The organism is Kitasatospora sp. SC0581 (assembly GCF_048159585.1).
In the GTDB taxonomy this organism is placed as follows: domain Bacteria; phylum Actinomycetota; class Actinomycetes; order Streptomycetales; family Streptomycetaceae; genus Kitasatospora.
The window spans coordinates 587061-611877 of the sequence record NZ_JBLRWA010000001.1 but is presented as its reverse complement, the minus strand read 5'-3'; the positions used below and the strand labels follow the sequence as shown (position 1 = coordinate 611877).

18 protein-coding genes are annotated in these 24817 nt (G+C 74.4%); 6 read left to right on the top strand and 12 right to left on the bottom strand.

All coding sequences use genetic code 11. The annotated features are described in order from the left end of the window. Nucleotides 1-167: 167 nt before the first annotated feature. Nucleotides 168-578, top strand: a complete 411-nt coding sequence (locus ACLWS4_RS02595) for an ArsR/SmtB family transcription factor (protein ID WP_049656270.1) — start codon at nt 168-170, stop codon at nt 576-578. A 4-nt stretch (nt 579-582) separates the two neighbouring features. Here ACLWS4_RS02595 and ACLWS4_RS02590 read toward each other — a convergent pair whose 3' ends face one another. The 12 genes from ACLWS4_RS02590 to ACLWS4_RS02535 all read right to left on the bottom strand — a co-directional run bounded on the left by ACLWS4_RS02590 (nt 583) and on the right by ACLWS4_RS02535 (nt 16047). Then, nucleotides 583-1977, bottom strand: coding sequence for a nitrate/sulfonate/bicarbonate ABC transporter ATP-binding protein (locus tag ACLWS4_RS02590; RefSeq protein ID WP_416873231.1), 1395 nt, complete (start codon nt 1975-1977; stop codon nt 583-585). Between the two features lie 14 nt (nt 1978-1991). After that, nucleotides 1992-3749 (bottom strand): ABC transporter permease, encoded by a 1758-nt coding sequence (locus ACLWS4_RS02585; protein WP_387966518.1) that lies wholly within the window; start codon nt 3747-3749, stop codon nt 1992-1994. A gap of 102 nt (nt 3750-3851) precedes the next feature. Beyond that, a complete protein-coding gene (locus ACLWS4_RS02580; protein WP_053112287.1) occupies nt 3852-4322 on the bottom strand; it encodes a hypothetical protein in 471 nt (156 codons plus the stop codon). A 104-nt stretch (nt 4323-4426) separates the two neighbouring features. Then, entirely contained in the window at nt 4427-4810 is a 384-nt protein-coding gene (locus ACLWS4_RS02575) for a winged helix-turn-helix domain-containing protein (RefSeq protein ID WP_049656267.1), read from the bottom strand. Between the two features lie 127 nt (nt 4811-4937). Continuing rightward, complete coding sequence (locus tag ACLWS4_RS02570; RefSeq protein ID WP_117490555.1) at nt 4938-5207, bottom strand: hypothetical protein; 270 nt, start codon at nt 5205-5207, stop codon at nt 4938-4940. Between the two features lie 55 nt (nt 5208-5262). Then, on the bottom strand, nt 5263-6912 hold the full coding sequence (locus ACLWS4_RS02565) for an NRAMP family divalent metal transporter (RefSeq protein WP_074004085.1): 1650 nt from the start codon (nt 6910-6912) through the stop codon (nt 5263-5265). Nucleotides 6913-7423: 511 nt separating this feature from the next. Beyond that, nucleotides 7424-9769, bottom strand: a complete 2346-nt coding sequence (locus ACLWS4_RS02560) for an FdhF/YdeP family oxidoreductase (protein ID WP_416873230.1) — start codon at nt 9767-9769, stop codon at nt 7424-7426. 140 nt (nt 9770-9909) lie between these two features. Then, on the bottom strand, nt 9910-10830 hold the full coding sequence (locus ACLWS4_RS02555; protein ID WP_380777881.1) for a LysR family transcriptional regulator: 921 nt from the start codon (nt 10828-10830) through the stop codon (nt 9910-9912). Then, nucleotides 10831-11706, bottom strand: coding sequence for a formate dehydrogenase accessory sulfurtransferase FdhD (gene fdhD, locus ACLWS4_RS02550; RefSeq protein WP_117490563.1), 876 nt, complete (start codon nt 11704-11706; stop codon nt 10831-10833). It lies immediately after the preceding gene. Next, on the bottom strand, nt 11694-13025 hold the full coding sequence (locus ACLWS4_RS02545) for an MFS transporter (RefSeq protein ID WP_416873229.1): 1332 nt from the start codon (nt 13023-13025) through the stop codon (nt 11694-11696). Before ACLWS4_RS02545 ends, fdhD begins: the two co-directional genes overlap by 13 nt. Before the next feature lie 262 nt (nt 13026-13287). Then, nucleotides 13288-13770, bottom strand: a complete 483-nt coding sequence (locus tag ACLWS4_RS02540; protein ID WP_416873228.1) for a GreA/GreB family elongation factor — start codon at nt 13768-13770, stop codon at nt 13288-13290. Between the two features lie 126 nt (nt 13771-13896). Continuing rightward, nucleotides 13897-16047 carry a UvrD-helicase domain-containing protein gene (locus ACLWS4_RS02535; protein ID WP_416873298.1) on the bottom strand — a complete coding sequence of 717 codons (2151 nt, stop codon included), beginning with the start codon at nt 16045-16047 and terminating at the stop codon, nt 13897-13899. A 252-nt stretch (nt 16048-16299) separates the two neighbouring features. Here ACLWS4_RS02535 and ACLWS4_RS02530 point away from each other — a divergent pair, with 252 nt between their 5' ends. From ACLWS4_RS02530 to ACLWS4_RS02510, 5 genes are all read left to right on the top strand, one after another. After that, complete coding sequence (locus ACLWS4_RS02530; RefSeq protein WP_049660894.1) at nt 16300-17742, top strand: glyceraldehyde-3-phosphate dehydrogenase; 1443 nt, start codon at nt 16300-16302, stop codon at nt 17740-17742. A gap of 132 nt (nt 17743-17874) precedes the next feature. Further along, on the top strand, nt 17875-18669 hold the full coding sequence (locus ACLWS4_RS02525) for a hypothetical protein (protein ID WP_416873227.1): 795 nt from the start codon (nt 17875-17877) through the stop codon (nt 18667-18669). Nucleotides 18670-18800: 131 nt separating this feature from the next. Next, nucleotides 18801-19847, top strand: a complete 1047-nt coding sequence (locus ACLWS4_RS02520; protein ID WP_387820431.1) for a hypothetical protein — start codon at nt 18801-18803, stop codon at nt 19845-19847. An 86-nt stretch (nt 19848-19933) separates the two neighbouring features. Continuing rightward, nucleotides 19934-21829: an HSP90 family protein gene (locus tag ACLWS4_RS02515; protein ID WP_416873226.1), complete on the top strand. Its 1896-nt coding sequence runs from the start codon at nt 19934-19936 to the stop codon at nt 21827-21829. Next, nucleotides 21829-24795 carry a hypothetical protein gene (locus ACLWS4_RS02510; RefSeq protein WP_416873225.1) on the top strand — a complete coding sequence of 989 codons (2967 nt, stop codon included), beginning with the start codon at nt 21829-21831 and terminating at the stop codon, nt 24793-24795. The genes ACLWS4_RS02515 and ACLWS4_RS02510 overlap by 1 nt, the downstream gene beginning before the upstream one ends. Nucleotides 24796-24817 lie beyond the last annotated feature (22 nt).

Here is a 24817-nt window from a genome sequence, read left to right as displayed (position 1 = left end):
CCGCCCGGCCGGTGCGCAGTTCCGGCCGGGCCCAGGCCCAGGCTAGGCGCCGCGGCGGCACGTACCCCCGGTTCTGTCGCGCTTCATTCACCCGGCGGCCGCCGTCGGCGCGGGCGGCGGGGATTCCCGGCTCCGGGTGCCCGGGTACGGATCGGTACGATCCCTGTATGGGTGGTGCGCGGGAAGAGGCCTGGGACGCCGATGCGGCGGAGCGGGCGGTGGCGGTGCTGAAGGCGGTGGCCGACCCGTCGCGGTACCGGCTGCTGTGGGCGCTGAGCCGCCGGGAGCTGCCGGTGAGCGAGCTGGCCGAGCTGCTGGGGGCGCACGTCGCGGCGACCTCGCAGCACCTGGCGAAGCTCCGGGCGGCCGGGCTGGTGGTGGCACGGCGGGAGGGGACCCGGATCTTCTACCGGGCCACCGAGGTGCGCGGGCTGCTCACCGAGGCCGCGCTGATCGCCCACGACCTGCCCGACCGCCGCGACGGCGGCGACGACGGTGCCGCCCCAGCCGGTGCGACCGCGCCGCAGCCCTTCGCCCGCGCGGCCCGCGCGGTGCGCCGCCGCCCGGCGACGGGCTGAGCCCTCAGCGCTCCGGGGCGTCCAGCCGGTACTCCTGCCGGTCGGCGTCGTACGCGAAGAGCCCCGCGTAGCGGCCCCAGTCGGTCGCGGTCTCCAGCTGCCGGTCGGTCTGCTCGACGGTGTAGTGGCGGCCGAGCAGGTCGCGCAGGAAGCCGGTGCGGACGGTGGCGCCGGGCCGGTCGCCGAGGCTGTTGGCGATCAGCTTGATCAGCGGGACCTCCAGGGCCGCGGCGGCGAAGAGGGCGCGGGAGTCCTGGGCGTCCGCCCCGGTGTAGGCGGCGCCGGCGTCGGTGAGCAGCAGGTCGTCGCCGTGGACCTCGGCGAAGCCGAGCAGGTCGAGGGCGTCGACCTGGGGGAGCAGGTCGTCGATGTCCAGGCCGAGCTCGTCGGCGAGGCCGGCCAGGTCGCAGCCGCCGCCCCGGTGGGCGATCGTCTCGGCGAGACCGGAGAGGCCGTCGACGCCGGCGGTGGGCAGCGGGGTGCTGGCGACGGTGCGGCGGTCGGGGTCGGGGCCCGGCTGGTCGGTGCGGCCGGGCGTCCGGGTGTCCTTGGGGCGGCCGGTCATGATCCGGTACACCCGGTCCACCCGCTCGTCGAAGGCGGCCGAGTTGCGGTCGCGCGGCCGCTCCAGGTCGACCTCGACGGTCTCCCGGATGGTCCCGTACGGGCGGGCGCCGAGGACCACGACGCGGTCGGCCATCAGCACCGCCTCCTCGATGTTGTGGGTGACCAGCACGACGGCCCGGGTCGGGAACTGGCCGGAGTCCCACAGCTCCATCAGCTCGCCGCGCAGGTTCTCGGCGGTGAGCACGTCGAGGGCGGAGAACGGCTCGTCCATCATCAGCACGTCCGGTTCGACGACCAGCGCCCGGGCGAAGCCGACCCGCTGGCGCATGCCGCCGGAGAGCTCCTTGGGGTAGGCGGACCCGAAGCCGGTGAGGCCGATCAGGTCGATGGCCTGGGCGGCGGCCCGGGCGCGCTCCCGGGGCGGCACCCCGCGGGCCTCCAGGCCGAGCTCGACGTTCTGCCGGACGGTCAGCCAGGGCAGCAGCGCGAAGGTCTGGAAGACCAGCGCGGTGCCGGGGTTGGCGCCGGTGAGCGGGGTGCCACGGTAGCGGACGGTGCCGGAGCTGGGCGGGATCAGGCCGGCCAGGCAGCGCAGCAGGGTGGACTTGCCGGAGCCCGAGCGGCCGAGCACGGCGACGATCTCGCCGGCCCGCACGGTCAGGTCGATGCCGGAGAGCACCGGCAGTTCGCCGGCGGCCCCGGCGTAGGCCTTGGTCAGGCCGACGGTCTCCAGCAGGACCTCGTCGTCCGGGCGCGGGGCGTCGTCGTGCGGGACGTCCCCGCGCGGGACGGGCGCGGGCTCGGCGGGGCGGCGGCGGAAGGGGAAGCGCATCGGCGGACTCCGGACTACAGCGAGTAGCGGCGCTCGGCCAGCCGGTACAGCCGGCGCCAGAGCAGACGGTTGAGGACGACGACGTACAGGCTCATCACCGCGACCCCGGCGAGCAGGCGCGGGTGGTCGCCGTGCTCGGCGGCCCGGGCGATGTACGCGCCGAGGCCGGTCGCGGTGAGCGTGGTGGAGCCGAAGGTGACCACCTCGGCGACGATGGAGGCGTTCCAGGCGCCGCCGGAGGCGGTGATGCCGCCGGTGACGTACGCCGGGAAGATCCCGGGGATGATCAGCCGCCGCCAGCGCTGCCGGCCGCGCACGCCGAGGTCGTCCATCGCCTCGCGCAGGTCGGCGGGGACGGCCATGGCCCCGGCGATGGCGTTGAACAGGATGTACCACTGGGAGCCGAGGGCCATCAGCAGGATGCCGCCGAGGTCGATCGACACCCCGGTGCGCAGCAGCAGCCAGACCACCAGCGGGAAGACGAAGTTGGCCGGGAAGCCGGCCAGCACCTGGACGACGGGTTGGGCGATCCTGGTCAGCCGGGGCGAGAAGCCGATCCGCACGCCGATCGGCACCCAGACCACGGTGGCCACCGCGACCAGCACGACCACCCGGGCGAGGGTGGCGAGCCCGAGCAGCAGCGGCTCGCCGAAGACGCCGAGGCCGGTGCGGTCGGCGAGGTAGCGGCCGAGGTCGACGAGGCCCCAGAGCACGATGCCGCCCGAGACGAGGCCGAAGGCCACGTCCCCGGCCCGCCGCCGGCCGGGGTGGACGGCCGGCGGGCGCTCGGCGGTGCCGAACACCCGCCCGGCCCGGTTCAGGGCCCGCCCGACGGGCCGCAGCGCCCGGCCGAGCGCGGTGGGCAGGCGGGAGCGGCGCAGCAGGTCCAGCACGACCGAGCGCTGCACCTCGGTGGCCTCGGACTGCTCGTTCTTGAACCGTTCGGCCCAGGCGGTGAGCGGCCGCCAGAACAGGAAGTTGACGCCGACCACCAGCACCACCATGGTGGCGATCGCCCAGCCGACCCGGCCGAGGTCCCCGGCGGCGATGGCCGCGCCCGCGTACGAGCCGACCCCGGGCAGCGCGTACCGCTGGCCGTCCACGGTGATCGCCTCGGAGGCGACCAGGAAGAACCAGCCGCCGCCGAAGCCGAGCATGCCGTTCCAGACCAGGCCGATCATGCCCGAGGGCAGTTCGACCTTCCAGAACCGCGTCCACCGGCTGAACCCGAACGAGCGGGACAGCTCGTCGAGTTCGGGCGGCAGCGAGACCAGCGCCTGGTAGAAGGCGAAGGTCATGTTCCAGGCCTGGGAGGTGAAGATGGCGAACACGGCGGCGCATTCCAGGCCGAGCATCGAGCCGGGGAAGAGCGCGAGGAAGCCGGAGACGGCGACGCTCAGGAAGGCGAGCACCGGCACCGACTGGAGGATGTCCAGCGCCGGGATCAGCACCCGCTCCAGCCGGCGGCTGCGGGCGGCCGCGTAGGCGTAGCCGAAGGTGAAGACGACCGAGACGGCGAGCGCGGTGAACATCCGCAGCAGCGAGCGCAGGGCGTCGTACGGCAGCCGGGCCGGGTCGGTGTCGACGGCCGCGTCCCGGGCGGTGGAGAACCGGAGGGTGCCGCCCTGGCCGAGGCGCAGCCCCAGGTAGAGCAGCACCAGCACGGCGGCCGCGACGACCAGGTCCACCCACACCCGACCGCCGAGGCGGCTCGCCGTCCGGGTGGGCAGCGAGCCCCGGGACAGGGCCGGGACGGACTTCGGCAGGGTCATGGCGGTACCTCCGGCGCAAACCCGGGCAGTCTGCTCCCTCGGTACGTCCGTACGCAAACCCGTCCCGCGTTTCGAGGACCGCTGCCCGGGCCCCGCCGGTCGCTACCGGGTGGGAGCGGCCCCGGTGTGCCGCCGGGCCGCGGTGACCAGCAGCCGGGCGGTGCGGACGGGCAGGTCCAGGTGCCGGGCGATCCACTGGGGGTCGTGCCCGTGGGTGGCGAACACCCAGGCGGTGTAGAGCCGGCTCAGGCCGGGCGCGCCGGGGGCGAGCAGCAGCGGGCGGACCTGCTCCATCGGGAAGCCGTCCAGCGAGCGGGCGCTGAACCACTGGGCGTCGTCGCGGAACGGCCGGGCCCCCGCCGCCGCGGCCGCGCCCGCCCGCCGCCGGCTGGTGGCCAGCAGCAGGGCGAGCAGCAGCCCGGCGGTCGAGGCGCCGATGAGCGTGCCGGACAGGAAGAGCCGCAGGGGGTGGGGCGCGAGGGCGACGGCGAGGCCCTCGGCGGTGATCAGCAGTAGGACGCCGCACAGCGCGGTCCCTCTGCCGGTCCTGGGGAACAGGGCGGTTCGGGTCATCGCGGGGGTCCTCCTTCGGACGGTCGTCGGGTCCTTCGGTGGTGGGGTCGGGCGGTCAGGTCAGGTCAGGTCAGGTCAGGTCAGGTCGGGTCCGGCCGGTGGCGTCAGGCGGTCCGGGCCAGCCGGGGGTCGTACTTGTAGCCGATCTGCCGGACGGTGGCGATCGCCTCCCGGTGCCCGGGGCCGAGCTTGCGCCGGATCCGGGCGATGTGGGTGGCGACGGTGCGGGAGTCGCCGCTGTCCGGGCGCCCCCAGACGTTCTCCATCAGCTGGCGCCGGGAGTGCACCCGCAGCGGGTTGCCGACCAGGTGGGCGAGCAGCTCGAACTCCAGGTACGGCATGGTGACGGGGCGGCCCTCGACGGTGACGGTGCGCTGCTCGGTGTCCACCACCAGGCCGGGCGCGGGAGCCGGCCGCGGGGCCGGGCGCCGGGCGGGCGCGGGGTGGTCCGAGAAGAGGGCGTCGAGCCTGGGGTAGCGCAGGGCCATGGCGGAGGGCTCCTTCGAGGTCTGGGCGGCCGGGGCGACCGGGGTGGACGGGGACGGGCGGCGCGGACGGGGCGGGGGTGCGGGCGGAGCGGGGGTGCGGGCGGAGCGGGAGCGCCGCTCCGCCCGCTCAGCGGCCGGGGTGCCAGGTGGCCTCCAGCCGGGCCGTCCCGTCCGGCGCCGGGACGGTCCGCCAGCGGGCCCGCAGCCCGCCGGTGCCCGCGGCCGCCGGGCCGCCGCCCCCGCCCGCCGGGCCGGCGGCCGGAGCCGGGGCGGCCCGGAGGACGCTGTTGTCGAGGGGGCTCGCCGCCAGGCGTCGGCCGACGGCGGCGAGGGTGGAGCGCAGTCGGCCCCGGTCGGTGGACGGACGGGTGGGCCGGAAGACGGCGACGATGGTCATGGCAGGTCACCTCCGTGACAGGACAACGGGCAGGGCGTGCGCGGAGCCGGTCGGCTCAGTGGTTCAGCGCGGTCTGGACGATCTTGACGACGACCATCGCCATCGCGATCAGCAGGTAGGCGCGCAGGGCGCCCATGCCGACCTTGCGGGCGGTGGACAGCACCGGCTTGTCGAGGGTCTCCAGCGGGGGCATCCGCCAGTTCTCCCGGCCGGTGCGGTCGACCGGGTCCTCCTTGGTGCCGCGGCGCCCGAAGGTGAAGAAGTACCCGGCGACGAGCACACCGGCGACGCCGCAGCCGGCCATGATCCACAGGATCGCGTCGGAGCTGATGTCCGGCCAGACCACGGCGGCGGTGAGGATCAGCGAGAGCATCACCAGGACGCCGACCACCGCCGAGGTGAAGGCGTTGGTCCTCGGCCCGTTCGTCCAGGGCCCCAGTACGGCGCGGTCGTTGCAGAGCAGCAGCAGGAAGACGGTCGCGGAGGGCAGCAGCACCCCGGCCAGCACCTGGACGAACTGGGTCATCAGGCCCTGGGTGTAGTCGGTGGAGAGCAGCGTGATCGCCGCCGCCGCGACCACCAGGCCCGCGTAGATCCCGTAGAAGCCCTTGGCGCCCTTCACCCCGCGGTGCAGCGAGTGCTTGATGCCGAAGACGTCGCCGATCGCGTACGCGGTGGACAGCGACACCGCGAAGGCGCCGATGATCGAGGCGTCCAGCAGGGCTATCGCGAACAGCACGCCGGCCAGGTGCCCGGCCTTGTCCTCGATGCCCCGGGCGACGGCGGCCGCGTCGGAGAACTGGCCGAAGCCGTCGGTGCCCGCGAAGGCGGCGGCGGTGAGGCCCATCATGGCGGCGGCACCGACGATGACGATCACGATGCCGATCCAGAGGTCGGCCTTCTCGTACTTCATGAAGCGCGGGGTGATCCGCTTGTCGATGACGTACGACTGCTGGAAGAACAGCTGCCAGGGCGCCACGGTGGTGCCGACGATGGAGACGATCACCAGCATCACGGCCGCGAGCTGACCGGACCCGCCCGGCATGCTCGGGACGACGAAGTCGTGCGCCATCTGCGAGGTCTTCGGGTGCACCATGAAGTAGATCGGCACCAGCAGCAGCGAGCCCAGGCAGAGCGCCACGGCGACCCGCTCGAAGCGCCGGAACGAGCCGGTGAAGGCCGAGGCGATGATGATTCCGGCCGCCAGCACCACCGAGGCGGCCTTCGGCAGGCCGAGGTACCCGGCCGCGAGCGTGACCCCGATGAACTCGGTGACCAGGGTCAGCGCGTTCAGCAGGAAGAGGTCGATCACGCTGAACGCGCCCCAGAACTTCCCGAAGCGCTCCAGGATCAGCCGGGCGTGCCCGACCCCGGTGACGGCGCCGAGCCGCAGCACCATCTCCTGGTTGACGTAGAGCACCGGGACCAGCATCAGCAGCGTCCACAGCAGCTGGGTGCCGTAGTTCTGCCCGGCCTGCCCGTAGGTGGAGAAGGCGCCGGCGTCGTTGTCGCCGACCATCACGATCAGGCCGGGCCCGATGATCGCGAGCAGGGTCTTCAGCCGCGCCGACAGGCCGTGGCGGGGCGTGGTGTCGTCGAGCCGGATGGTGCCGAGCGCACCCTTGATGTCGCCGAGGTGGGCGTCGTCCAGGACGGCCGAACGCGGCTCGGGGACAGTGGAGTTGAGTGTGGCGTGGGTGGTCATGGTGGTTTCCTCCCTGGGCCCCGGACAGGCGGGGCGGTTCGGAGGCAGGCGGCAGCGCTCCCTGCAAGCGGACACGGCGCATCGGCGCGCGGCTGCGCGGCCCGTACGGAGGTGTGCGGGCACGGCGGAGCCGCGTGCGGACGTGGCGTGGACGTCGTGGCTGACGGATCGTCAGGACGTGGTGCAGGGAAGGTTGTTACCGCATGCCGGAGGTGTACGAGGGCAAGCGGGGGTAGGGGCAACTGTGGCCCGGACTACTGCAATCCATGTCTCTCGCCTCCTCCCGGCCGGCGCACCCCGTGGTGCGTGTCATCGACGCGGCAAGGAGTTCACCGGCCCGCGCAACGCGACCGCCGGTTCACCCCAACTCGTCAGAGCTTAGTCCCGTCCGGAGGTGATACTTGCGCACTTGGTTAAACCTTTACCTTTGGCGGGTGCTCCGGGTGCTCCGGGTGCTCCGGGTGCTCCGGGCGTTCCGGTCGCTCCGCGGCGCTCGTCCCGGTCCTCCGCTTCAGGACCTCTCGATCGTCACCTTCAGGTGCTTCATGATCGGCTGGTCGCTCTGGGTGCTGTAGTCGCCGATCGCGCACAGCACGTTCAGCTCCGGCATGTACCCGGCCGCGCAGCCGCGCGGGATGTCGTACGGGACGGCCAGGTAGCCGTGCACCGAGCGGGTGCTGCCGTCCCGGGCGGTGCTGGTGACGTCCACCCGGTCGAACTCGGCCAGCCCGCGCTCGCGCATGTCGTCCCGGTTCATGAACACCAGGGTGCGCAGGTTCTTCACGCCCCGGTAGCGGTCGTCGTCCGAGTAGATGGTGGTGTTCCACTGGTCGTGCGAGCGCATCGTGCCCAGCGCCAGGGTGCCCGCCCCGGGGACGACGTCGGGCAGCGGGGCGGCGGAGAACTCGGCCCTGCCGGAGGGGGTGTCGAAGACCAGCTCGCGGGCCGGCTGCTTGATCCGGAAGCCCAGCGGCAGCCGCACCCGGCGGTTGAAGTCCTCGAAGCCGTCCAGGACCCGGGCCATGGTGTCGCGGATGCGGTCGTAGTCCTCGATGTACCACTCCCACGGGGTGGCGCTGTCCGGCAGCGCCGCGCGGGCCATCCCGGCGACGATCGCGGGCTCGGAGAGCAGGTGCGGCGAGGCCGGGCGCTTCATGCCGACCGACAGGTGCACCATGCTCATCGAGTCCTCGACCGAGGTGGACTGCACCCCGGCGCGCTGGTGGTCCTTCTCGGTCCGGCCCAGACAGGGCAGGATCAGCGCGGCCCGCCCGTGCACCAGGTGGCTGCGGTTCAGCTTGGTGCTCACCTGGACGGTCAGCTCGCAGGTCTCCAGGGCCTGCCGGGTGTACGGGGTGTCCGGCGCGGCGAGCGCGAAGTTGCCGCCCATGCCGACGAACACCGTGACGTCGCCGCGCCGCATCGCCTCGATCGTGCCGACGGTGTCCAGCCCGTGCTCGCGCGGCGGCTCGATCCCGCACACCTCGGCGAGCCGGTCCAGGAACCCGGCGGCGGGCCGGTGGTCGATGCCGCAGGTGCGGTTGCCCTGGACGTTGCTGTGCCCGCGCACCGGGGAGGGGCCCGCCCCCTCGCGGCCCAGGTTGCCGCGCAGCAGCAGGAGGTTGACGATCTCCCGGACGGTGTCCACGCCGTGCTCGTGCTGGGTCACGCCCAGGCACCAGCTGAAGATCGAGCGGTCGGCCTCCCGGTAGACCCGGGCCGCCCCGAGGATGTCGGCCCGCTCCAGCCCGCTCTGGCGCTCGATCTCCTCCCAGGGCGTGGCCAGGCAGATGTCGCGGTAGGCCTCGAAGCCGGTGGTGTGGCGGTCGATGAACAGCCGGTCCAGCGCCCGGTCGTCGGCCGCGGACTGCTCCAGGATCGCCTTCGCCATGCCGCGCAGCAGCGCCATGTCGCCGCCGATCCGCGGCTGGAGGTTCAGGGTGCTGGTGCGGGTGGCCCGGTTCAGCGCCATGTCGGTGAAGTCGTGCGGGATGATCGTCCGGGTCGCCGCCGCCTCGACCAGCGGGTTGATGTGGACGACCTGCGCGCCGCGCTTGTACGCCTCGGCGAGCGAGGTGAGCATCCGGGGCGCGTTGGAGGCCGCGTTGACGCCCAGGATGAACAGCGCGTCGGTGACCTCCCAGTCCTTGAGGTCGACCGTCCCCTTCCCGGTGCCGAGCGAGGCCTGCAGCGCCCGGCCGCTGGCCTCGTGGCACATGTTGGAGCAGTCGGGCAGGTTGTTGGTGCCCAGTTCGCGGGCCAGCAGCTGGTAGAGGAAGGTCGCCTCGTTGCCGAGCCGGCCGGAGGTGTAGAACGCCGCCCGGTTCGGGTCGTCCAGCCCGCGCAGGGTGCGGCCGACCAGGGCGAACGCGTCCTTCCAGCCGATCGGGACGTAGTGGTCGGTGTCCGGGTCGTAGACCATCGGCTCGGTGAGCCGGCCCTGGTCCTCCAGCGCGAAGTCGCTCCACCCGGACAGCTCGGTCACCGAGTGGGCGGCGAAGAACTCCCGGCCGACCCGCTTGCGGGTCATCTCCCAGGTGACGTGCTTGATGCCGTTCTCGCAGATGTCCAGGTGCAGGCCCTTGGTGTCGTCGGGCCAGGCGCAGCCGGGGCAGTCGAAGCCGCCGTTCTCGTGGTTCATCCGCATCACCGCCCGCGGCCCGTCCAGGTACGCGCCCTCGCGGGCCAGGAAGCGGGTGACGCTCTTGGCGGCGCCCCAGCCGGCGGCCGGGTGGTGGTACGGCGCGACGTGGGGCGGCCCGGCGGGGGAGGGGCCGACGTCCTCCCGCGGCTCCCGCGGGGGCTCCTGCGGCTGCTTCCGCGGGGGAGTGGTGGCGGCGTCGTCGGAGGTGGTCACGGTACTCGCCTTCCGTCGCACGGGTCGGACAACCGGGGCTGGGTCGAGGCTATGCCGGGCGGTCCAGGCGCGCGCGTCGAGCGGCCGCGGGTGCCGGGCGCGTGCGGCAGGACCGTACGCCCGACCCGTGCGCCCGGTGGTCAGGCGCCGCCCGGCAGGCTGCCGAGGACGGCGGCCACCTCGGTGCGCCGGGCGACCTCCAGCAGCGCGCGGGCCATCACCGAGCCGGGCTCCCGGGCGGCGGTCACCAGCCCGATCGGCGCGCTGTGCACCGGCTCCGCCAGCGGGACGGCCCGCATCCCGTGCGGTACGCCGAACACGTGCAGCCAGGCGTACGGCACGATGCTCGCCCAGTGGCCGGTGCGGACGTGGGCGAAGAGCGAGGCCACCGAGTCGGTCTCGACCCGGGGTGCGGCCTCGAGGCCGAGGCCCGCGAACACCTCGTCCAGCACCCGGCGGCCCTGCATGCCCGGGTGCAGCAGGCACAGCGGCAGCCGGGCGGCCTCCTCCCAGGTCGCCCGGGGGTGCCGGGCCAACTCGTCGGCCGGACCGGTCAGCAGGACGTACCGCTCCTCGTAGAGCGGGAGCGCGCGCAGGTCGTCGGTGCCCGGTCCGGGCAGGTAGGTGATGCCCGCGTCGATCTCGAAGTTCCGCACCTGGCGCAGGAGTTCGTCGGATCGCAGGTCGGTGGACAGCTCCACGGCGGCCAGCGGGTGGGCGGCGCAGAACGGTCCGGTGAGCAGCGGGACGGCGCCCGAGGCGGTCGGCACCGAGCCGATCCGCAGCCGTCCGGCCAGGCCGGTGCGCAGCGCGTCCACCTCGTCCCGCAGGGCGTCCCGGTCGGCCAGGATGCGCTGCGCCCACAGCACGATCCGCTCGCCCTCGGGCGTCAGGCCCTCGTAGCTGCGCCCGCGCCGCACCAGCAGCACCTTCAGCTCGTCCTCCAGCTTGCGCAGGGCCTCGGAGAGCGCGGGCTGGGAGACGTGGCAGGCCTGGGCGGCGCGGGCGAAGTGGCGCTCGCGGGCGAGCGCGACGAGGTACTCCAGCTGGCGGAAGAGCATCTACCGGCCTTCCTCCCGGACGGCGGCCTCGGCGTCGGTTCGGACGTCCGGGCCGACGTCGATCCGGTCCGCGCGGGTGTAGACGTTCATCGACTCGCCGCGCAGGAAGCCGACCAGGGTCAGCCCGGTCTCCTCCGCGAGGTCCACGGCCAGCGAGGACGGCGCGGAGACCGCCGCGAGCAGCGGAACGCCCGCCATCACGGCCTTCTGCACCAGCTCGAAGGAGGCCCGGCCGCTGACCATCAGCACCGTGCCGCGGGCCGGCAGCAGCCCCTCGCGCAGGGCGTGGCCGACCACCTTGTCCACGGCGTTGTGCCGGCCCACGTCCTCGCGCAGGCAGAGCAGCCGCCCGTCGGCGTCGAACAGCCCGGCCGCGTGCAGGCCGCCGGTGCTGTCGAAGACCTTCTGGGCGGCGCGCAGCCGGTCCGGCAGCGCGGAGAGCAGCGCGGGGGTGACGCGCAGCCCGTCCTCGGCGACGCTCCACGGCGCGGTGGTGCGCACCGCGTCCAGGCTGGCCTTGCCGCACAGGCCGCAGGAGGAGGTGGTGTAGAAGTTGCGCTCCAGCGAGGCGTCGGGGGCGGGCACGCCGGCGGCGAGCTGGACGTCCACCACGTTGTAGGTGTTGCCGCCGTCGGCGGTCGCGCCGGCGCAGTAGCGGATGCCGGCCACCTGCCCGGCGGCGTGCACCACGCCCTCGCTGACCAGGAAGCCGGCCGCCAGGTCGAAGTCGCTGCCCGGGGTGCGCATGGTCACCGTCAGCGGGCGCCCGCCGACCCGGATCTCCATCGGCTCCTCGGCGGCCAGGGTGTCGGGACGGTACGAGGGCGCGCCCTGGCGCAGGCGCAGCACTCTGCGGGGTACGGTCACTCGGCCCATGGCGGTCGGCTCCTCGGTGGTGTGCTGGCGACGGACTGTACGGATGCATCCTCGCGCGTCGGCGGCTCCGGGTGCTCCCCGGCCGGCAGGTGGCGGCGGCTGTGGGCGGCGGTGACCGCCAGGCAGAGCAGGCCGACGGCCGCCATGCCCGCCAGCAGCGCCGGGTAGGAGGCGTGGCCGGCGGTGCCGGCGAGCAGCAGCGGGGTGAGGAAGCCGCTGGAGGTGGTGCTCTGGTAGAGCGAGGCGGAGGTCGGGCCGGAGGCGTGCGGGTCGGGGGCGTGCCGGGTGAGCCGCTCCACCTCGTGCAGCCCCGCGCCGAGCGTCAGCCCGTACCCGGTGCCGAGGACCACGGCGGCGGCCACCACCAGGCCCACCGAGTCGCGGGCCGCGGCGACGGCGCCGAGCAGCAGCCCGGCGATCACGGTGGCCATCGCGGTGAGGGTGGCCCGGGCGCTGTCCGCGTCGTCCAGCCGGGCGGCGAAGGGCTGGGCGACCACGCCGGTGGCCAGGGTCAGCGCCGCGACCAGGCCGCTGAACAGCGGGGCGTAGCCGGGCACCCGGTCGGCGACCAGCGGCGGCAGCACCACGTACGCCACGGTGGCGGCGCCGAGCACGGCCGGGCTGGCGGGCAGCACGACGTAGCGGAACCGGGGGTGGCGGACGGCCGCCGTGCGGTGCGGGGGCGTGCCGCGGCCAGGGGCGCTCTCCGGCCCGCCCGCCGCGCTGGTCCCTGCCCTGACCCCTGCCCTGGCCTCCGGCTTCGTCTCCGGGAGCCCGCGGGTGGCCCGCAGCACCAGCAGGCAGCCCAGCGCGTGGGCGAGGGCGGGCAGCACCGTCGGGCCGGGCAGCCACTCGGCGAGCACCCCGGAGGCCAGCGCGCCCGCCGCGAAGCCCGTACCGGTGGCGTACATCGCCCGGCGGGCCGCCCGCTCGGGCGGGACGGCGGGCCCGGAGAGCTCGCGCAGCCAGGCCGTCCCGGCCAGGAAGACCAGCCCGGCCGCGAAGCCGGTGGCCAGCCGGGCGGCGTACACGGACGGCTCGTCCGGCAGCGCCAGCACGACGCTGGCGGTGGCGGACAGCCCCAGCGCGCCGCGCACCGTCCGCCGCCGGCCGTACCGGTCGGCGGCGGGCCCGCCCAGCAGCAGCCCGGGCACCAGGCCGACCAGGTAGACCGAGAACATCGCGGACAGCGAGAGCGCCGACCAGTCGGTGCGCGCCCGGTACACGGTGGCCAGGGCGGTGAACTGGTTGGCGCCCCAGGCGGCGACGGCGACGGCGGCGGCCGCCGGGAGCCAGCGGGCGGTGCGGGACGGGGGCATGCGCGCGCTCTGCTCGGTTTCTCTCGGGTGCTTTCCGGGGGCGGGAATTCGCTGGGAATTCGCGGTTCCCCGATTCCCGTCCAGTGTCCGGCAGGCCATCGCGGCACGTCAAAGAGGCAACGCGACTGAACCGATAGGCCCCGCCTATCAACAGCCCCGCGGATATCCCGCCGATATCCCGCCGATATCCCGGCCCGTTTCCCCCGGAATTCCGACCGGAATTCGACCGTGCCGGCGCTGTGCCGTGCCGCCCCGCGCCGCCTCAGCCCGTCTGCGGGCCCGCGTCGGCGCCCACCGACAGCACCATCGCGCTGGCCGCGCCGGCCGGGGTGTCGTAGTTCACGGTCTCCCCGGCGTGCCGCCCGAGCAGCGCCTTCCCGAGCGGGCTGTCGAAGGTCACCAGGGTGAGGTCCCGCTCCTCCGCGATCTCCGAGATCTCGACGGTCTCCTCCGTGCCGTCGTCGAACCGCACGTTCACCGTCGACCCCACCCCGACCACCCGCGCGGACGGCTCCCCGGCGACCTCGGCCTCCCGCAGCCGCGCCTCCAGCTCGACGATCCGCCGGTCCAGCCGCGCCACCTCCGACGCCCGCTGCAACTCGTCCGCCGCGTCCGCCCGGTCCCCCACCGGATCCACCCCGCGCAGCGTCGCGGCCACCTCCCCCCGCTCCACCCGCAGCTGCGCCAATTCCTCCCGCACCGCACGCAGACCCTCGGCACTGATCGGTTCCGGCCCACCGCTCATCCCAAGCTCCCGGGGCTGCTCGTCACACACTCGAACACCGGCCGTCTCCCATTACCCCACCACCCGCACCCCCGGGCAACTCCCGGGCTGGTCGACCACCCGGAGCGGGCCCCGCGGGGCCGTGGGTCAGCGGGTGAGCAGCCGGGCCGGGACGATCGGTTCGAGGAAGACGCTGGGTGTGCCGTGCCAGGACACGCTGAGGGCTTCGCGGGCGCGGGTGCACGCCACGAAGAGCAGGCTCAGCTCGCCGGTGAGGTCCTCCTGGTGCTGCAGCGGGTCGGTGTCCGCCGGGGTGATCGCGCTGCGCAGCGGGACCGTGCCGTCGCTGACGCCGACCACGGCGACGCAGCGGTACTCCAGGCCCTTCATCCGGTGCATGGTGCCGACCCGTATGCCGGGGGACGGCGCGTCGCCGAGCACGTGGGTCGGGATCCCGGCCTGCCCCAGGGCGTGGGCGGCCTCGCGGCCGAGCCGTCCGGTCCGTACGGCGACGCCGATGTCCTCCGGGCTCACGCCCGAGGCGGTCCACTCCTCGACGCGGGCGACGAGGGCCCGGAACTCCTCGGCCCGGTCGGGATGGCCGGACACGTCGGGGTGGGCGCCGTGCAGGGTCGAGTGGTAGCCGGCCAGCGAGTCCTCCCCGCCGTCCATGTCGTCCGGGCGTTCGCCGGTGAGCAGGGACGCGGACCAGGTGAGGATCTCCTGTGTCGTCCGGTAGTTGATCCGGAGTCGGAAGGAGCGGCCGACCACCTGGATGCCGAGCGAGCGCAGCGAGACCTTGTTCCCGTAGATCCGCTGGTGCGGATCGCCGGAGAGGAACAGGTCGTCCGGGCCGGTGGCCACGAGCGCGCGCAGGAAGCGCCATTGGACCGGGTGCAGGTCCTGCGCCTCGTCGATCACCACGTGCCGGAACGGGCGGTCGCCCTGTTCGTCGAGCATCCGCGCGGCCCGCGCGCAGACCTGGAGGTACGTCAACTCCCCGGCCTTGCGCAGCTCCTCCTCGAACGCGGCCACCGCGTGCCACAGTTCGGTCCGCTCCGGCGTTCCGAGGGCCTTGCCCCGTCCGGTCCGCGGGGCCTTCAGGTACTGCTCCCGGCTCCCGATCGACTGGGCCAGTACGACCTGCCGCCACTCCTGGTCGAGGAACAGGTCGGTGAACCCGACGCCGAGCCGGCGGGCGACCCGTCCCCAGCGGGCCAGGATCGGGTGCTGTTGGAAGAGGACCTTCGACGGGGCGCCGCCGGGGGAGCGCCGCAGGACCTCGGCGGCCAGCGCGTCGACGGTGACCACCCGGACCTTCGCCCGGATCCGTCCGTCCGTCACGAGCAGGGCGAGGCAGCGCTCCAGCTCCGCGGCGAGGTCCTCGGAGGAGGTGGTCAGCAGAATCGATCCGTCAGGCGCGTCCGCCGGCAACCGGCGGGCCAGGTGGTAGGCCCGGTGCAGGGCCACCACCGTCTTCCCGGTGCCGGGGCCGCCGGTCACCCGGGCCGGCCCGCTGTACGACTCCCGGTAGGCGACCCGGTACTGGGCCGGGTGCAGGAAGATCCGCCAGGCGTCGAAGGGGCGTTCCAGGATCTCCAGCAGTTCGTCGGGCCCGGATACCAGGGCGACCCGGCCGCGCGCGCGGGCCATCGCCGAGACCAGCCCGTCGGCGGGCTGGTCGACGCTCGTGGGCGCGGCCGCCCGGGCGTACGCCCGGACGATCTCACGATCGATCTCGGCCGGCTCCATCCCGCTCGCGAGGCCGACCAGGACGTCGAACTGCTGCTCCGGCAGCACGCGGTGGAGCGCCTCCAGGTGCGCCTCGTCGGGGAGCAGCCGGATGATCGGCAGGATCTCCTCGTCGACGCCCAGGCTGCGCAGGACCTTGTCGGAGCGGTCGGCGAAGAGCCTGCGGGGTTCGTCGGCGGCCAGCGCCTTCAGCGACCGGGAGGCCCGTTCCAGCGCGACGTCGTTGCGGATCTCGACGCCCTGGGTGGCGGCGTTGACCGAGGCCCGGTGCTTGACCGCCCAGTCGTTGGCCTTGTCGTGTGGAAGGACCTTCAGCAGGAGGTAGCCGTCGCCCCGGTCGGCCTTGAGGACGACCCCCCGCCAGAAGTCGGTGATCCGGATGGTCCGGATCCGGGGGTCCCGCTGGTTGGTGAGCTTCTCCAGGTGCACGCCGGTGTGGGTGGCTTCGGTGAACTTCTCGAAGGTCTCGAAGACCCGCCGCTGCACCGGCTTCTCCAGCGCCGCGAACTCCATCAGGAAGTCCCGGTGCATGCCCAGCGTCGCCACCCCGGCCCCCTCGTGCCCGTGCCCGTCCGCCCGGGCCGTGCGTTTCACTGTACTGGCCCGGATGATCACTCACGCCGGGCCGCCCGACGGGTGGTCGGATCGAGGGTGGCGGTGATCACCTTCGGGGGTGGGGGTGGGGGGAAAGCGCAGGTCGGGGGCTCGGGTGGGGAGGGTGGGGGAGGGACCGGCGGTCGGGGCGCGGGCGGGCGAAGCTACCATGTGGGCAACACCCTCAGCTCGAAAGATGGACTTGTGACTGTCAACGACGACGTGTTCACGGACTGGAAGAACCGCGAGGAGATCGCGGAGTCGATGATCCCGATCATCGGGCGGCTGCACCGGGAGCGGGACGTCACCGTTCTGCTCCACAGCCGGTCCCTGGTGAACAAGTCGGTGGTCAGCATCCTCAAGACGCACCGCTTCGCCCGGCAGATAGCCGGCGAGGAGCTCTCGGTCACCGAGACGATGCCGTTCCTCGAGGCCCTGACCGCCCTGGATCTCGGCCCCTCGCAGATCGACCTCGGCATGCTCGCCGCGACGTACAAGGCGGACGACCGCGGCCTGTCGGTGGCGGAGTTCACCGCCCAGGCCGTCGTCGGCGCCACCGGTGAGAACAAGCTGGAGCGCCGGTCCGGGCAGGACGTCGTGCTGTACGGGTTCGGCCGCATCGGCCGGCTGGTCGCCCGGTTGCTGGTCGAGAAGGCCTCGGGCAACGGCCTGCGGCTGAAGGCGATCGTCGTGCGCAACAGCGGCGGCGACGACCTGGTCAAGCGCGCCTCGCTGCTGCGCCGTGACTCCATCCACGGCCAGTTCCAGGGCACGATCACCGTCGACGAGGCGAACAACAAGATCATCGCCAACGGCAACGAGATCACGGTGATCTACTCCGACGACCCGACCACGGTCGACTACACGGAGTACGGGATCAAGGACGCGATCCTGATCGACAACACCGGCCGCTGGCGCGACCGCGAGGGCCTGTCGAAGCACCTGCGCCCCGGTATCGCCAAGGTCGTGCTGACCGCGCCGGGCAAGGGCGACGTCCCGAACATCGTGCACGGCGTGAACCACGACACGATCAAGCCGGACGAGCAGATCCTGTCCTGCGCCTCGTGCACCACCAACGCCATCGTCCCGCCGCTGAAGGCGATGGAGGACGAGTACGGCGTGGTCCGCGGCCACGTGGAGACCGTCCACTCGTTCACCAACGACCAGAACCTGCTGGACAACTACCACAAGGCCGACCGCCGCGGCCGCTCGGCGCCGCTGAACATGGTGATCACCGAGACCGGTGCCGCCTCGGCCGTCGCCAAGGCCCTGCCGGACCTCCAGGCGAAGATCACCGGCAGCTCGATCCGCGTCCCGGTGCCGGACGTCTCCATCGCGATCCTCAACCTCCAGCTGAAGCGGGAGACCAACCGCGAGGACGTCCTGGAGTACCTGCGGAACGTCTCGCTGACCTCGCCGCTGAAGCGCCAGATCGACTTCACCGACTCGCCCGACGCCGTCTCCAGCGACTTCATCGGCTCGCGCCACGCCTCGATCGTGGACGCCGGCGCGACCAAGGTCGAGGGCGACAACGCGATCCTCTACCTGTGGTACGACAACGAGTTCGGCTACTCGTGCCAGGTGATCCGGGTCGTCCAGTACATCTCGGGCGTCGAGTACCCGACCTACCCGGTTCCGGCGGTCTGATCCACCGGTAGGGCAGGACGACGGAGCAGTACGGCGGGGCGGTGACCGACAGGTCGCCGCCCCGTCGGCGTTCGCGGGCGGGGCGGTCGCTATCTTGAGGGATCACTGACAGGACTGGGGAGGGTGATCGGGATGGGTGGTCGGCGGGTGCTCGCCGCGGTGGCGGCGGCCGGGGTGCTGACGGGCGTGCTGACGGGGTGCTCCTCCGGGGGGTCTTCGAAGGGCGCGGGCGGGGCGGCCGCGGGCTCGCCCGCGGCTTCGTCCGCGTCGAGTCCGGCCACGACGGGGGCGGCGACCGGTACGGCGGGGGCGTCCGCGTCCGCGCCGGCGGCCGCCGACGCCCCCGGGGCGGCTTCGGCGCCGGCCTCCGCACCGGCCCCGGCCGCTGCCGAGGCCCCGCACGCGGACCTGGAGGCGGCGCTGCTGGACGACAAGGTGGTCGGCCAGGTGCTGCCGGACGCGAAGGCGATGACCGGGTGGGAGGAGGAGAAGCGGAAGGTCGACACCGCCGACCATCAGGTCACCTGTGCTGGTGCCGCCGCGGCCTCCTGCGCGGGCAAGCCGCTGAGCGGGTCGGTCCGGTTCTCCTCGGGCGACGTGGTCGTCCGCTTCCTGGTGGACACCCTGCCCAGCCGGGACGCGGCGGCGCAGCGGCTGAAGGAGAACTACGCCTCGTACTCCGCCGGGCCGTTCAAGAAGGTCGACACCCCGGCGCTGGGCAGCGAGAGCCAGGCCTTCCAGGGGCCGCTGGCCGAGGGCGAGGGCGTCGGCATCGTGGTGCGCTCGGGCACCGTGGTGGCGAGCGTCACCAGCGAGGGCGGTCCGGTGGACGTGCCCGCGACGCGGAGGTTCGCGGTGATGCTGGTGAACCGGATCGAGCAGGCGCAGGCCGGGAAGACGCCGGACGCCGGGCTCGGCGCGGCCTGACGGAACCCCCTCGCCGGGCGGGCAGGGCGCTGGGCTGGGCAAACGGATGTCAGTCGACCGTGATATGTACCTATCTCGTGGCCATAGTGCGGCCATGCGAAAGATACCGATGACGTTCGAGGGGGCCAGACATGCCGCTGTTCCGACGCCGCTCCGGCGGGGAGGGCGCGGAGGACCGGGCCGAGCGGCGCGGGTTCGGGTTCGGGTTCGGCCGCCGGGGAGCCGGAGCGCCCGCGCCGGCCGGCGGCGGCGAGCCGCGGCTCGACCCGGCGTACGGGGACGAGTCGCTGCGCCTGATGCTCCGGCAGGCCTCCGCCGGGGACTGGGCCGCGCTGCGCCCCGCGCTGGCCGCCGCCGAGGGCGAGGAGCTGACCTTCCTCGTCGGGGCGATATCCGACGTGCCCCGGGTCGAGCAGTGGACGTCCCGCGCGCTGGCCGACGCCCCGGACGACACGCTGCTGCTGTTGCTGTCCGGCGCCCGGCAGATCGCCTGGGGCTGGGAGGCCCGGACGGGCGCCCGGGCCAAGGACGTCACCGAGGAGCGCTGGAAGGCGTTCCACGAGCGGCTGGACACCGCCGAGGAGCAGCTGCTGGAGGTCGCCGAGCGCGAGCCGTCCTGGCACGCCCCCTGGCGGTTCCTGCAGACCAGCGCCCTCGGGGCCTCGCTCGGCCCGGAGGTCGCCACCTGCCGCTTCGAGGCCGCGGTGCGCCGGGCGCCCGGGAGCTCCGCCTCGCACTGGGTCAGGCTTCAGCAGCTGAGTGCCAAGTGGGGCGGTTCGCACGAGGAGATGCACGCGTTCGCCCGCTCGACGATGCTCGCCGCCCCGGAGGGCAGCCACCTCGGCGAGCTGGTCGCGGTCGCGCACCTGGAGCACTGGCTGGCCCTCCCGGACGGCGAGGACCGCGCCTACCTGACCAGTCCGGCCGTGGTGGCCGGGCTGCAGGAGGCGGCCTTCCGGTCCGTCCTGCACCCGGCCTTCGAGCCGGCGCGCGGCTGGCAGGGCTCCTTCAACACCTTCGCGATGGCCTTCTCCCTCGCCGACCAGCCCAAGACCGCGCGCCTGCTGTTCGAGGCGCTGGACGGCCTCGTGACCAAGGCGCCCTGGCACTACCTGTCGGGCGATCCGGTCAAGGCCTTCCGCGCCCACCGCGACCGCTGCACCTCGTACTGGCGCTGACGCGCACCCGGCGCCGAGTCGTACGGGCGCCGCCGCCGACCCGCATCCCACCACCGCCATCCACCCCGCGATCGAAAGAGCCTCCGGTGTCCCCTACCGACAACCCGACGAGTGCGCACACCTTCCAGGTGGACCTGCGCGGCCTGGTGGACCTGCTCTCCCACCACCTCTACTCCAGCCCGCGGGTCTACCTGCGCGAGCTGCTGCAGAACGCCGTGGACGCGATCTCCGCCCGCCGCGCCCTCGACCCCGGGGCGCCGGCCAGGATCACCGTCCGGGCCGACGACGAGCTGTCCGTCACCGACACCGGCATCGGCCTGACCGAGCAGGACGTCCACACCTTCCTCGCCACCATCGGCCGCAGCTCCAAGCGCGACGCCGACGGCCGGCTCGACGGCGCCGGGCTGGCCCGGGCCCGCGGCGACTTCATCGGCCAGTTCGGCATCGGCCTGCTCGCCTGCTTCGTGGTCGCCGACGAGATCACCGTGGTCACCCGCTCCGCCGCCACCCCGGACGCCCCGGCGATCGAGTGGCGCGGCAGCTCCGACGGCAGCTACACCATCCGCACCCTGCCCGCCTCGGCCAAGCCCGAGCCGGGCACCACCGTCACGCTGGTCCCGCGCGCCGACGCCGCCGAGTGGACCCGCGCCGGCCGGGTCCTCGCCCTCGCCCGGGACTTCGGCAGCCTGCTGCGCCACGACGTCACGGTGGTCGACGGCAACGGAACCGAGCACCGGGTCAACCGCACCCCGCCGTGGGCCGAGCGCCACGCCTCCCCGCTGGCCAGGCGTGACGCGCTCGCCGAGTACTGCCGCGCCGCCTTCGACTTCACCCCGCTCGACACCATCGAGCTGGACCTGCCGCTGGTCGGCCTGCGCGGTGTCGCGTACGTCCTGCCGGACGCCGCCCCGCCCTCGCGCCGCAACGGCCACCGGGTGCACCTCAAGGGCATGCTGCTCTCCGACCAGGCCGACGAACTGCTGCCGGACTGGGCGTTCTTCGTCCGCTGCGTGGTCGACACCGACGGGCTGCGCCCCACCGCCTCCCGCGAGGGCCTGTACGCCGACGAGACGCTGGCCGCCGTGCGGGACGCGCTCGGCGCCCGGATCCGCGACTGGCTGACCGGCCTGTCCGCGAGCGACCCGGCGCTGCTGCACCGCTTCCTGTCCGTCCACCACCTGGCCGTCAAGGAACTCGCGCGCTACGACGACGAGTTGCTGCGGATGATGCTGCCGTGGCTGCCGTTCGAGACCACCGACGGCAACGTCACCCTGGACGAGTTCGCCCGCAGCCACCCGGCGGTGCTGGTGACCAGGACGGTCGAGGAGTTCCGCCAGGTCGCCCCGATCGCCGGCGCCGCCGGGCTCGGCGTGGTCAACGGCGGCTACACCTACGACCACGACCTGGTGCACCGGCTGCCCGAGATCCGCCCCGGAGTCTCCGTCTCCGACCTCGACCCGGGCACCGTCACCGCGCACCTGGACACCGTCGACCCGGCCGCCGAGCTGGCCGCCAACGCCTTCCTGGCGATCGCCCGCGAGGTGGTCGGCCGGTTCGACTGCGACGTCGCGCTGCGCAGCTTCCACCCCACCAACGCGCCCGCCCTGCTGCTCGACAACCGGGAGGCCCGGCACGAGCGCACCCGGGCCCAACTCGCCGACGAGGCCGACGGGTTGTGGGCGGACATCCTCGGCTCGCTGCGCGCCGAGGCGCCCCGTGCCCAGCTGGTGCTCAACCACCTCAACCCGCTGGTGCGCCGCGCCGCCACCGTCACCAGCCGCGAGCTGGCCGTCACCGCCGTCGAGGCGCTGTACGGGCAGGCCGTGCTGATGACCCGCCGCCCGCTCAAGGCCAGCGAGTCCGCGCTGCTCAACCGCTCGTTCATCAGCCTGCTCGACCACGCCATGCTCGGCCACGAGGCCGGCGGGGCGGGCGGGGCGAACGGGGCGGGCGGCTTCCCCGAGGGCGGGGAGGGGGCGTGATGCTGGACACCCCCGACGCGGTGATGGCCGCGCTGCGTGAGAACGACGCCCGCCCGTACGGCCGGACCAGGACCGTCACCGCCGAGGAACTCGTCGACGCCGCCGAGCAGTTCGACGACACCGGCGTCCTCTCGATGGCCCTGCTGGAGCTGATGGAGGCCTACGAGTACGACGGCGAGCGCGGCAAGGGCCCGGTCGTCTTCGCCCGCGTCCTCAGGCTCTGGGACACCGACCCGGACGGCTTCGGCGAGTGGGCCCGGCAGCAGGTGCTCTGGCGCTTCAAGTGGGTCGCCGACACGCTCAAGGACAACCCGGACGTCCCGCTCGCGGCGGTGCGGCGCTGGCACACCGAGCTGCGCGACCGCTACCGCGCGGCCGGCCAGGACCTCCAGCCGTACTACGCCCAGCGCTACCACCTGGCCGCGCACACCGGCATCGACGTGCAGGACGCCTACGAGCTGTGGGCGGCCCGCCCGCGCGCCGAGCTGAGCGACTGCCACGCCTGCGAGACCCGCGCCCGCGCCCGGCACCACCTCGCCGCCGGGGACGACGCCCGGGCGCTGGAGGCGCTCGCCCCGGTGCTGGACGGCCGGAGCGGCTGCGAGCAGGAGCCCCACCTCAGCCAGGCCACGGCGCTGCTCGCGCAGCTGCGCCAGGGCCGGTCGGACGAGGCCCGCTCGGGCCACCTCGCCGGCTACCGCCACGCCCGCGGCAAGGCCTCGATGCTGAGCGCCGTCGGCCTGCACATCGAGTTCTGCGCGCTGTCCGGCAACGAGCCGCGCGGCCTGGAGCTGCTCGCCGAGAACCGCGCCCTGTTCGCGGTCACCGGCGATCCGGCCGCCCGGCTGGACTTCCTGACCGGAGCCGAGGTGCTGGTCGCCCGGCTCGCCCGGGCCGGCCACGGCGAGCTCGCGGTCAGCGGCCCGGTCGGCACCGCCTGGACGGTGGACTCCCTGCTCGCCCACCTGCGCGCCGAGGGCGACGCGCTGGCCGGCCGCTTCGACGCCCGCAACGGCACCGACGCGGTCGGCGCCGGGCGGCGCGCCCGGCTGGCCGTGGAGCCGCTGCTCGCCGAGCCGCTGGCGCTGGGCGTGCGGGCCGCCGCCGCTTCCGGGCTGTCGGCCGCCCCGGCGGCCGCGCCCGCGCCGCGCCGGACGGTCGAGGCGGAGCCGGAGGACTTCACCGCCCTGGTGCTGCGGGCCCGCGAGCTGGAGGTGCTCGGCCACCCGGACGCCGACCGGCTGTGGAAGCGGGTCGCCGAGCGCGCGGAGGCCGCGGACTTCGTCCACCCGGAGAGCGCCGAGCTGGGCGGCCCCGAGCGGCTGCGCGCCGAACTCGCCGAGCAGCGGGCGCACGAGGCGCTCCAGCGGGACGCGTGCGAGGAGGGCAAGGCCGGGCTGCTGGCCGCCGCCGAGCTGTTCGAGCAGGCGGGGCTGGCCGGGTCGGCGCTGATGTGCCGGGCCCGGACGCTGATCGCGGACCTCGACGAGGGCGACGAGAGCGACGAGGGCGCCGAGGCCGAGGGCGCTGCGGACGGCGAGGGCGCCGGGCGCGGCGGCCGGCGGGCCGACTGGGCGGCGCTCGACGCGGCGCTGGCCCGGGCCGAGGAGCTGCGCGCCGGCGGCGAACTGACCGACGACGACTACCTGATCGTGCTGCAGACCCGCGCCTACGCCGCCCACCACGACCTCTCCGAGGCGCTGCCCGAGCCCGCCGCCGAGGTGACCGGGCGCTTCGAGGCGGCGGTCGGCGGCTACCGGCGGGCCGCCGTGGAGCTGGGCTCCGAGCGGCGGGCCGCCACCTCCCGGCAGTACACCGCCGACATCGCCGCCCGGCAGGGCCGACTGGCCGAGGCGGAGGCCGAACTGCGCGAGGTGCTGGCCCAGTTGGACGCGGCCGAGCTGCCCTGGCACACCCCGCGGGTGCTCGGCCTGCTGGGCCAGGTGCTGCTGCAGGGCCACGAGCCGGGCCAGGCGGTCGAGGTCTTCCACCGGGCGCTGGCCGAGGCCGTGCGCTGGGGCGACGACTCCTACCCGTACGCGCCGACGTACATGATGCTCGGCCACTCCTGCCTCCAGGTGGGCGACCTCGGCGGCGCGGTCCGCGCGCTGTCGGAGGCGGCCGCGCGCTACGACCGCAAGGGCGCCGAGGCGGTCGAGGAGGCCGCCCGGGTGCGCCTGCAGCTGGCCGACGTGCTGCGCGACACCGGCCGGGCGGCGGACGCGGTGGCCGTCCTGGAGTCGGTGCTGCTGGACGCGTCGGCGGCGCGGCTGGACGTCCGGATGCTCGCCCAGGGCCGGCTGGACCTCGCCCGGGGCCTGTCCGACCTGGAGGAGCACCGGGACGCCGCCGAGGAGTACCTGCGGCTGGCCGACCTGGTGGCCGGGTGGGAGGACCAGGAGACCCACACCATGGTCGCCTGCGAGGCCACCCTGGCGCTCGCCCGGGCCGAGCGCTGGGACGCCGCCGAGGCGGCGCTGGCCCGCGCCCGGGAGGCGCACGGGAAGGCCCCGCAGGTGGACCAGCTGGCCGCCACCCTGCGGGAGCTGGCCCGGCTGACGACGCGGGAGAAGGGCGAGGAGGGGCTGGCGGCCGCGCTCGCCCTGCTGGCCGAGGCGGACGCGGTCGGCGAGGCGGCCGAGCGGTCCGGCGAGGAGTACAACTCCTGGTACCTGCGCGGTGGTTCGCACTACGAGCGGGCGCGTTCGCTGGCCGTCGCCGGGCGGCACGAGGAGGCGCTGGCCGAGGTCGAACGGGCCATCGCGGAGTACGAGGCGGGCGGGGTGCGGGCCGAGTCCCCGCGGGCGGAGGCCGTCCGGCTGGCCGCGCTGATCGAGGGCAGCGACCTGGGGCGTACCGACGCGGCGGTGGCCCGGCTGGCCGCCGGCATCGCGCGCTGCGAGGCGGCCGGGCTGCCGGAGGCGGCGGAGGTGCTGGCGGAGCTGCGGGAGCGGTTCGCGAACTGACCGGCGGGGGGCGGGCGTTCAT

Excerpts from the sequence above, each read along its gene's own strand:
- ACLWS4_RS02595 (WP_049656270.1), top strand. The coding sequence starts at position 168 with ATGGGTGGTGCGCGGGAAGAGGCCTGGGACGCCGATGCGGCGGAGCGG.
- ACLWS4_RS02590 (WP_416873231.1), bottom strand. The coding sequence starts at position 1,977 with ATGCGCTTCCCCTTCCGCCGCCGCCCCGCCGAGCCCGCGCCCGTCCCG.
- ACLWS4_RS02585 (WP_387966518.1), bottom strand. The coding sequence starts at position 3,749 with ATGACCCTGCCGAAGTCCGTCCCGGCCCTGTCCCGGGGCTCGCTGCCC.
- ACLWS4_RS02580 (WP_053112287.1), bottom strand. The coding sequence starts at position 4,322 with ATGACCCGAACCGCCCTGTTCCCCAGGACCGGCAGAGGGACCGCGCTG.
- ACLWS4_RS02575 (WP_049656267.1), bottom strand. The coding sequence starts at position 4,810 with ATGGCCCTGCGCTACCCCAGGCTCGACGCCCTCTTCTCGGACCACCCC.
- ACLWS4_RS02570 (WP_117490555.1), bottom strand. The coding sequence starts at position 5,207 with ATGACCATCGTCGCCGTCTTCCGGCCCACCCGTCCGTCCACCGACCGG.
- ACLWS4_RS02565 (WP_074004085.1), bottom strand. The coding sequence starts at position 6,912 with ATGACCACCCACGCCACACTCAACTCCACTGTCCCCGAGCCGCGTTCG.
- ACLWS4_RS02555 (WP_380777881.1), bottom strand. The coding sequence starts at position 10,830 with ATGCTCTTCCGCCAGCTGGAGTACCTCGTCGCGCTCGCCCGCGAGCGC.
- fdhD (WP_117490563.1), bottom strand. The coding sequence starts at position 11,706 with ATGGGCCGAGTGACCGTACCCCGCAGAGTGCTGCGCCTGCGCCAGGGC.
- ACLWS4_RS02545 (WP_416873229.1), bottom strand. The coding sequence starts at position 13,025 with ATGCCCCCGTCCCGCACCGCCCGCTGGCTCCCGGCGGCCGCCGCCGTC.
- ACLWS4_RS02540 (WP_416873228.1), bottom strand. The coding sequence starts at position 13,770 with ATGAGCGGTGGGCCGGAACCGATCAGTGCCGAGGGTCTGCGTGCGGTG.
- ACLWS4_RS02525 (WP_416873227.1), top strand. The coding sequence starts at position 17,875 with ATGGGTGGTCGGCGGGTGCTCGCCGCGGTGGCGGCGGCCGGGGTGCTG.
- ACLWS4_RS02520 (WP_387820431.1), top strand. The coding sequence starts at position 18,801 with ATGCCGCTGTTCCGACGCCGCTCCGGCGGGGAGGGCGCGGAGGACCGG.
- ACLWS4_RS02510 (WP_416873225.1), top strand. The coding sequence starts at position 21,829 with ATGCTGGACACCCCCGACGCGGTGATGGCCGCGCTGCGTGAGAACGAC.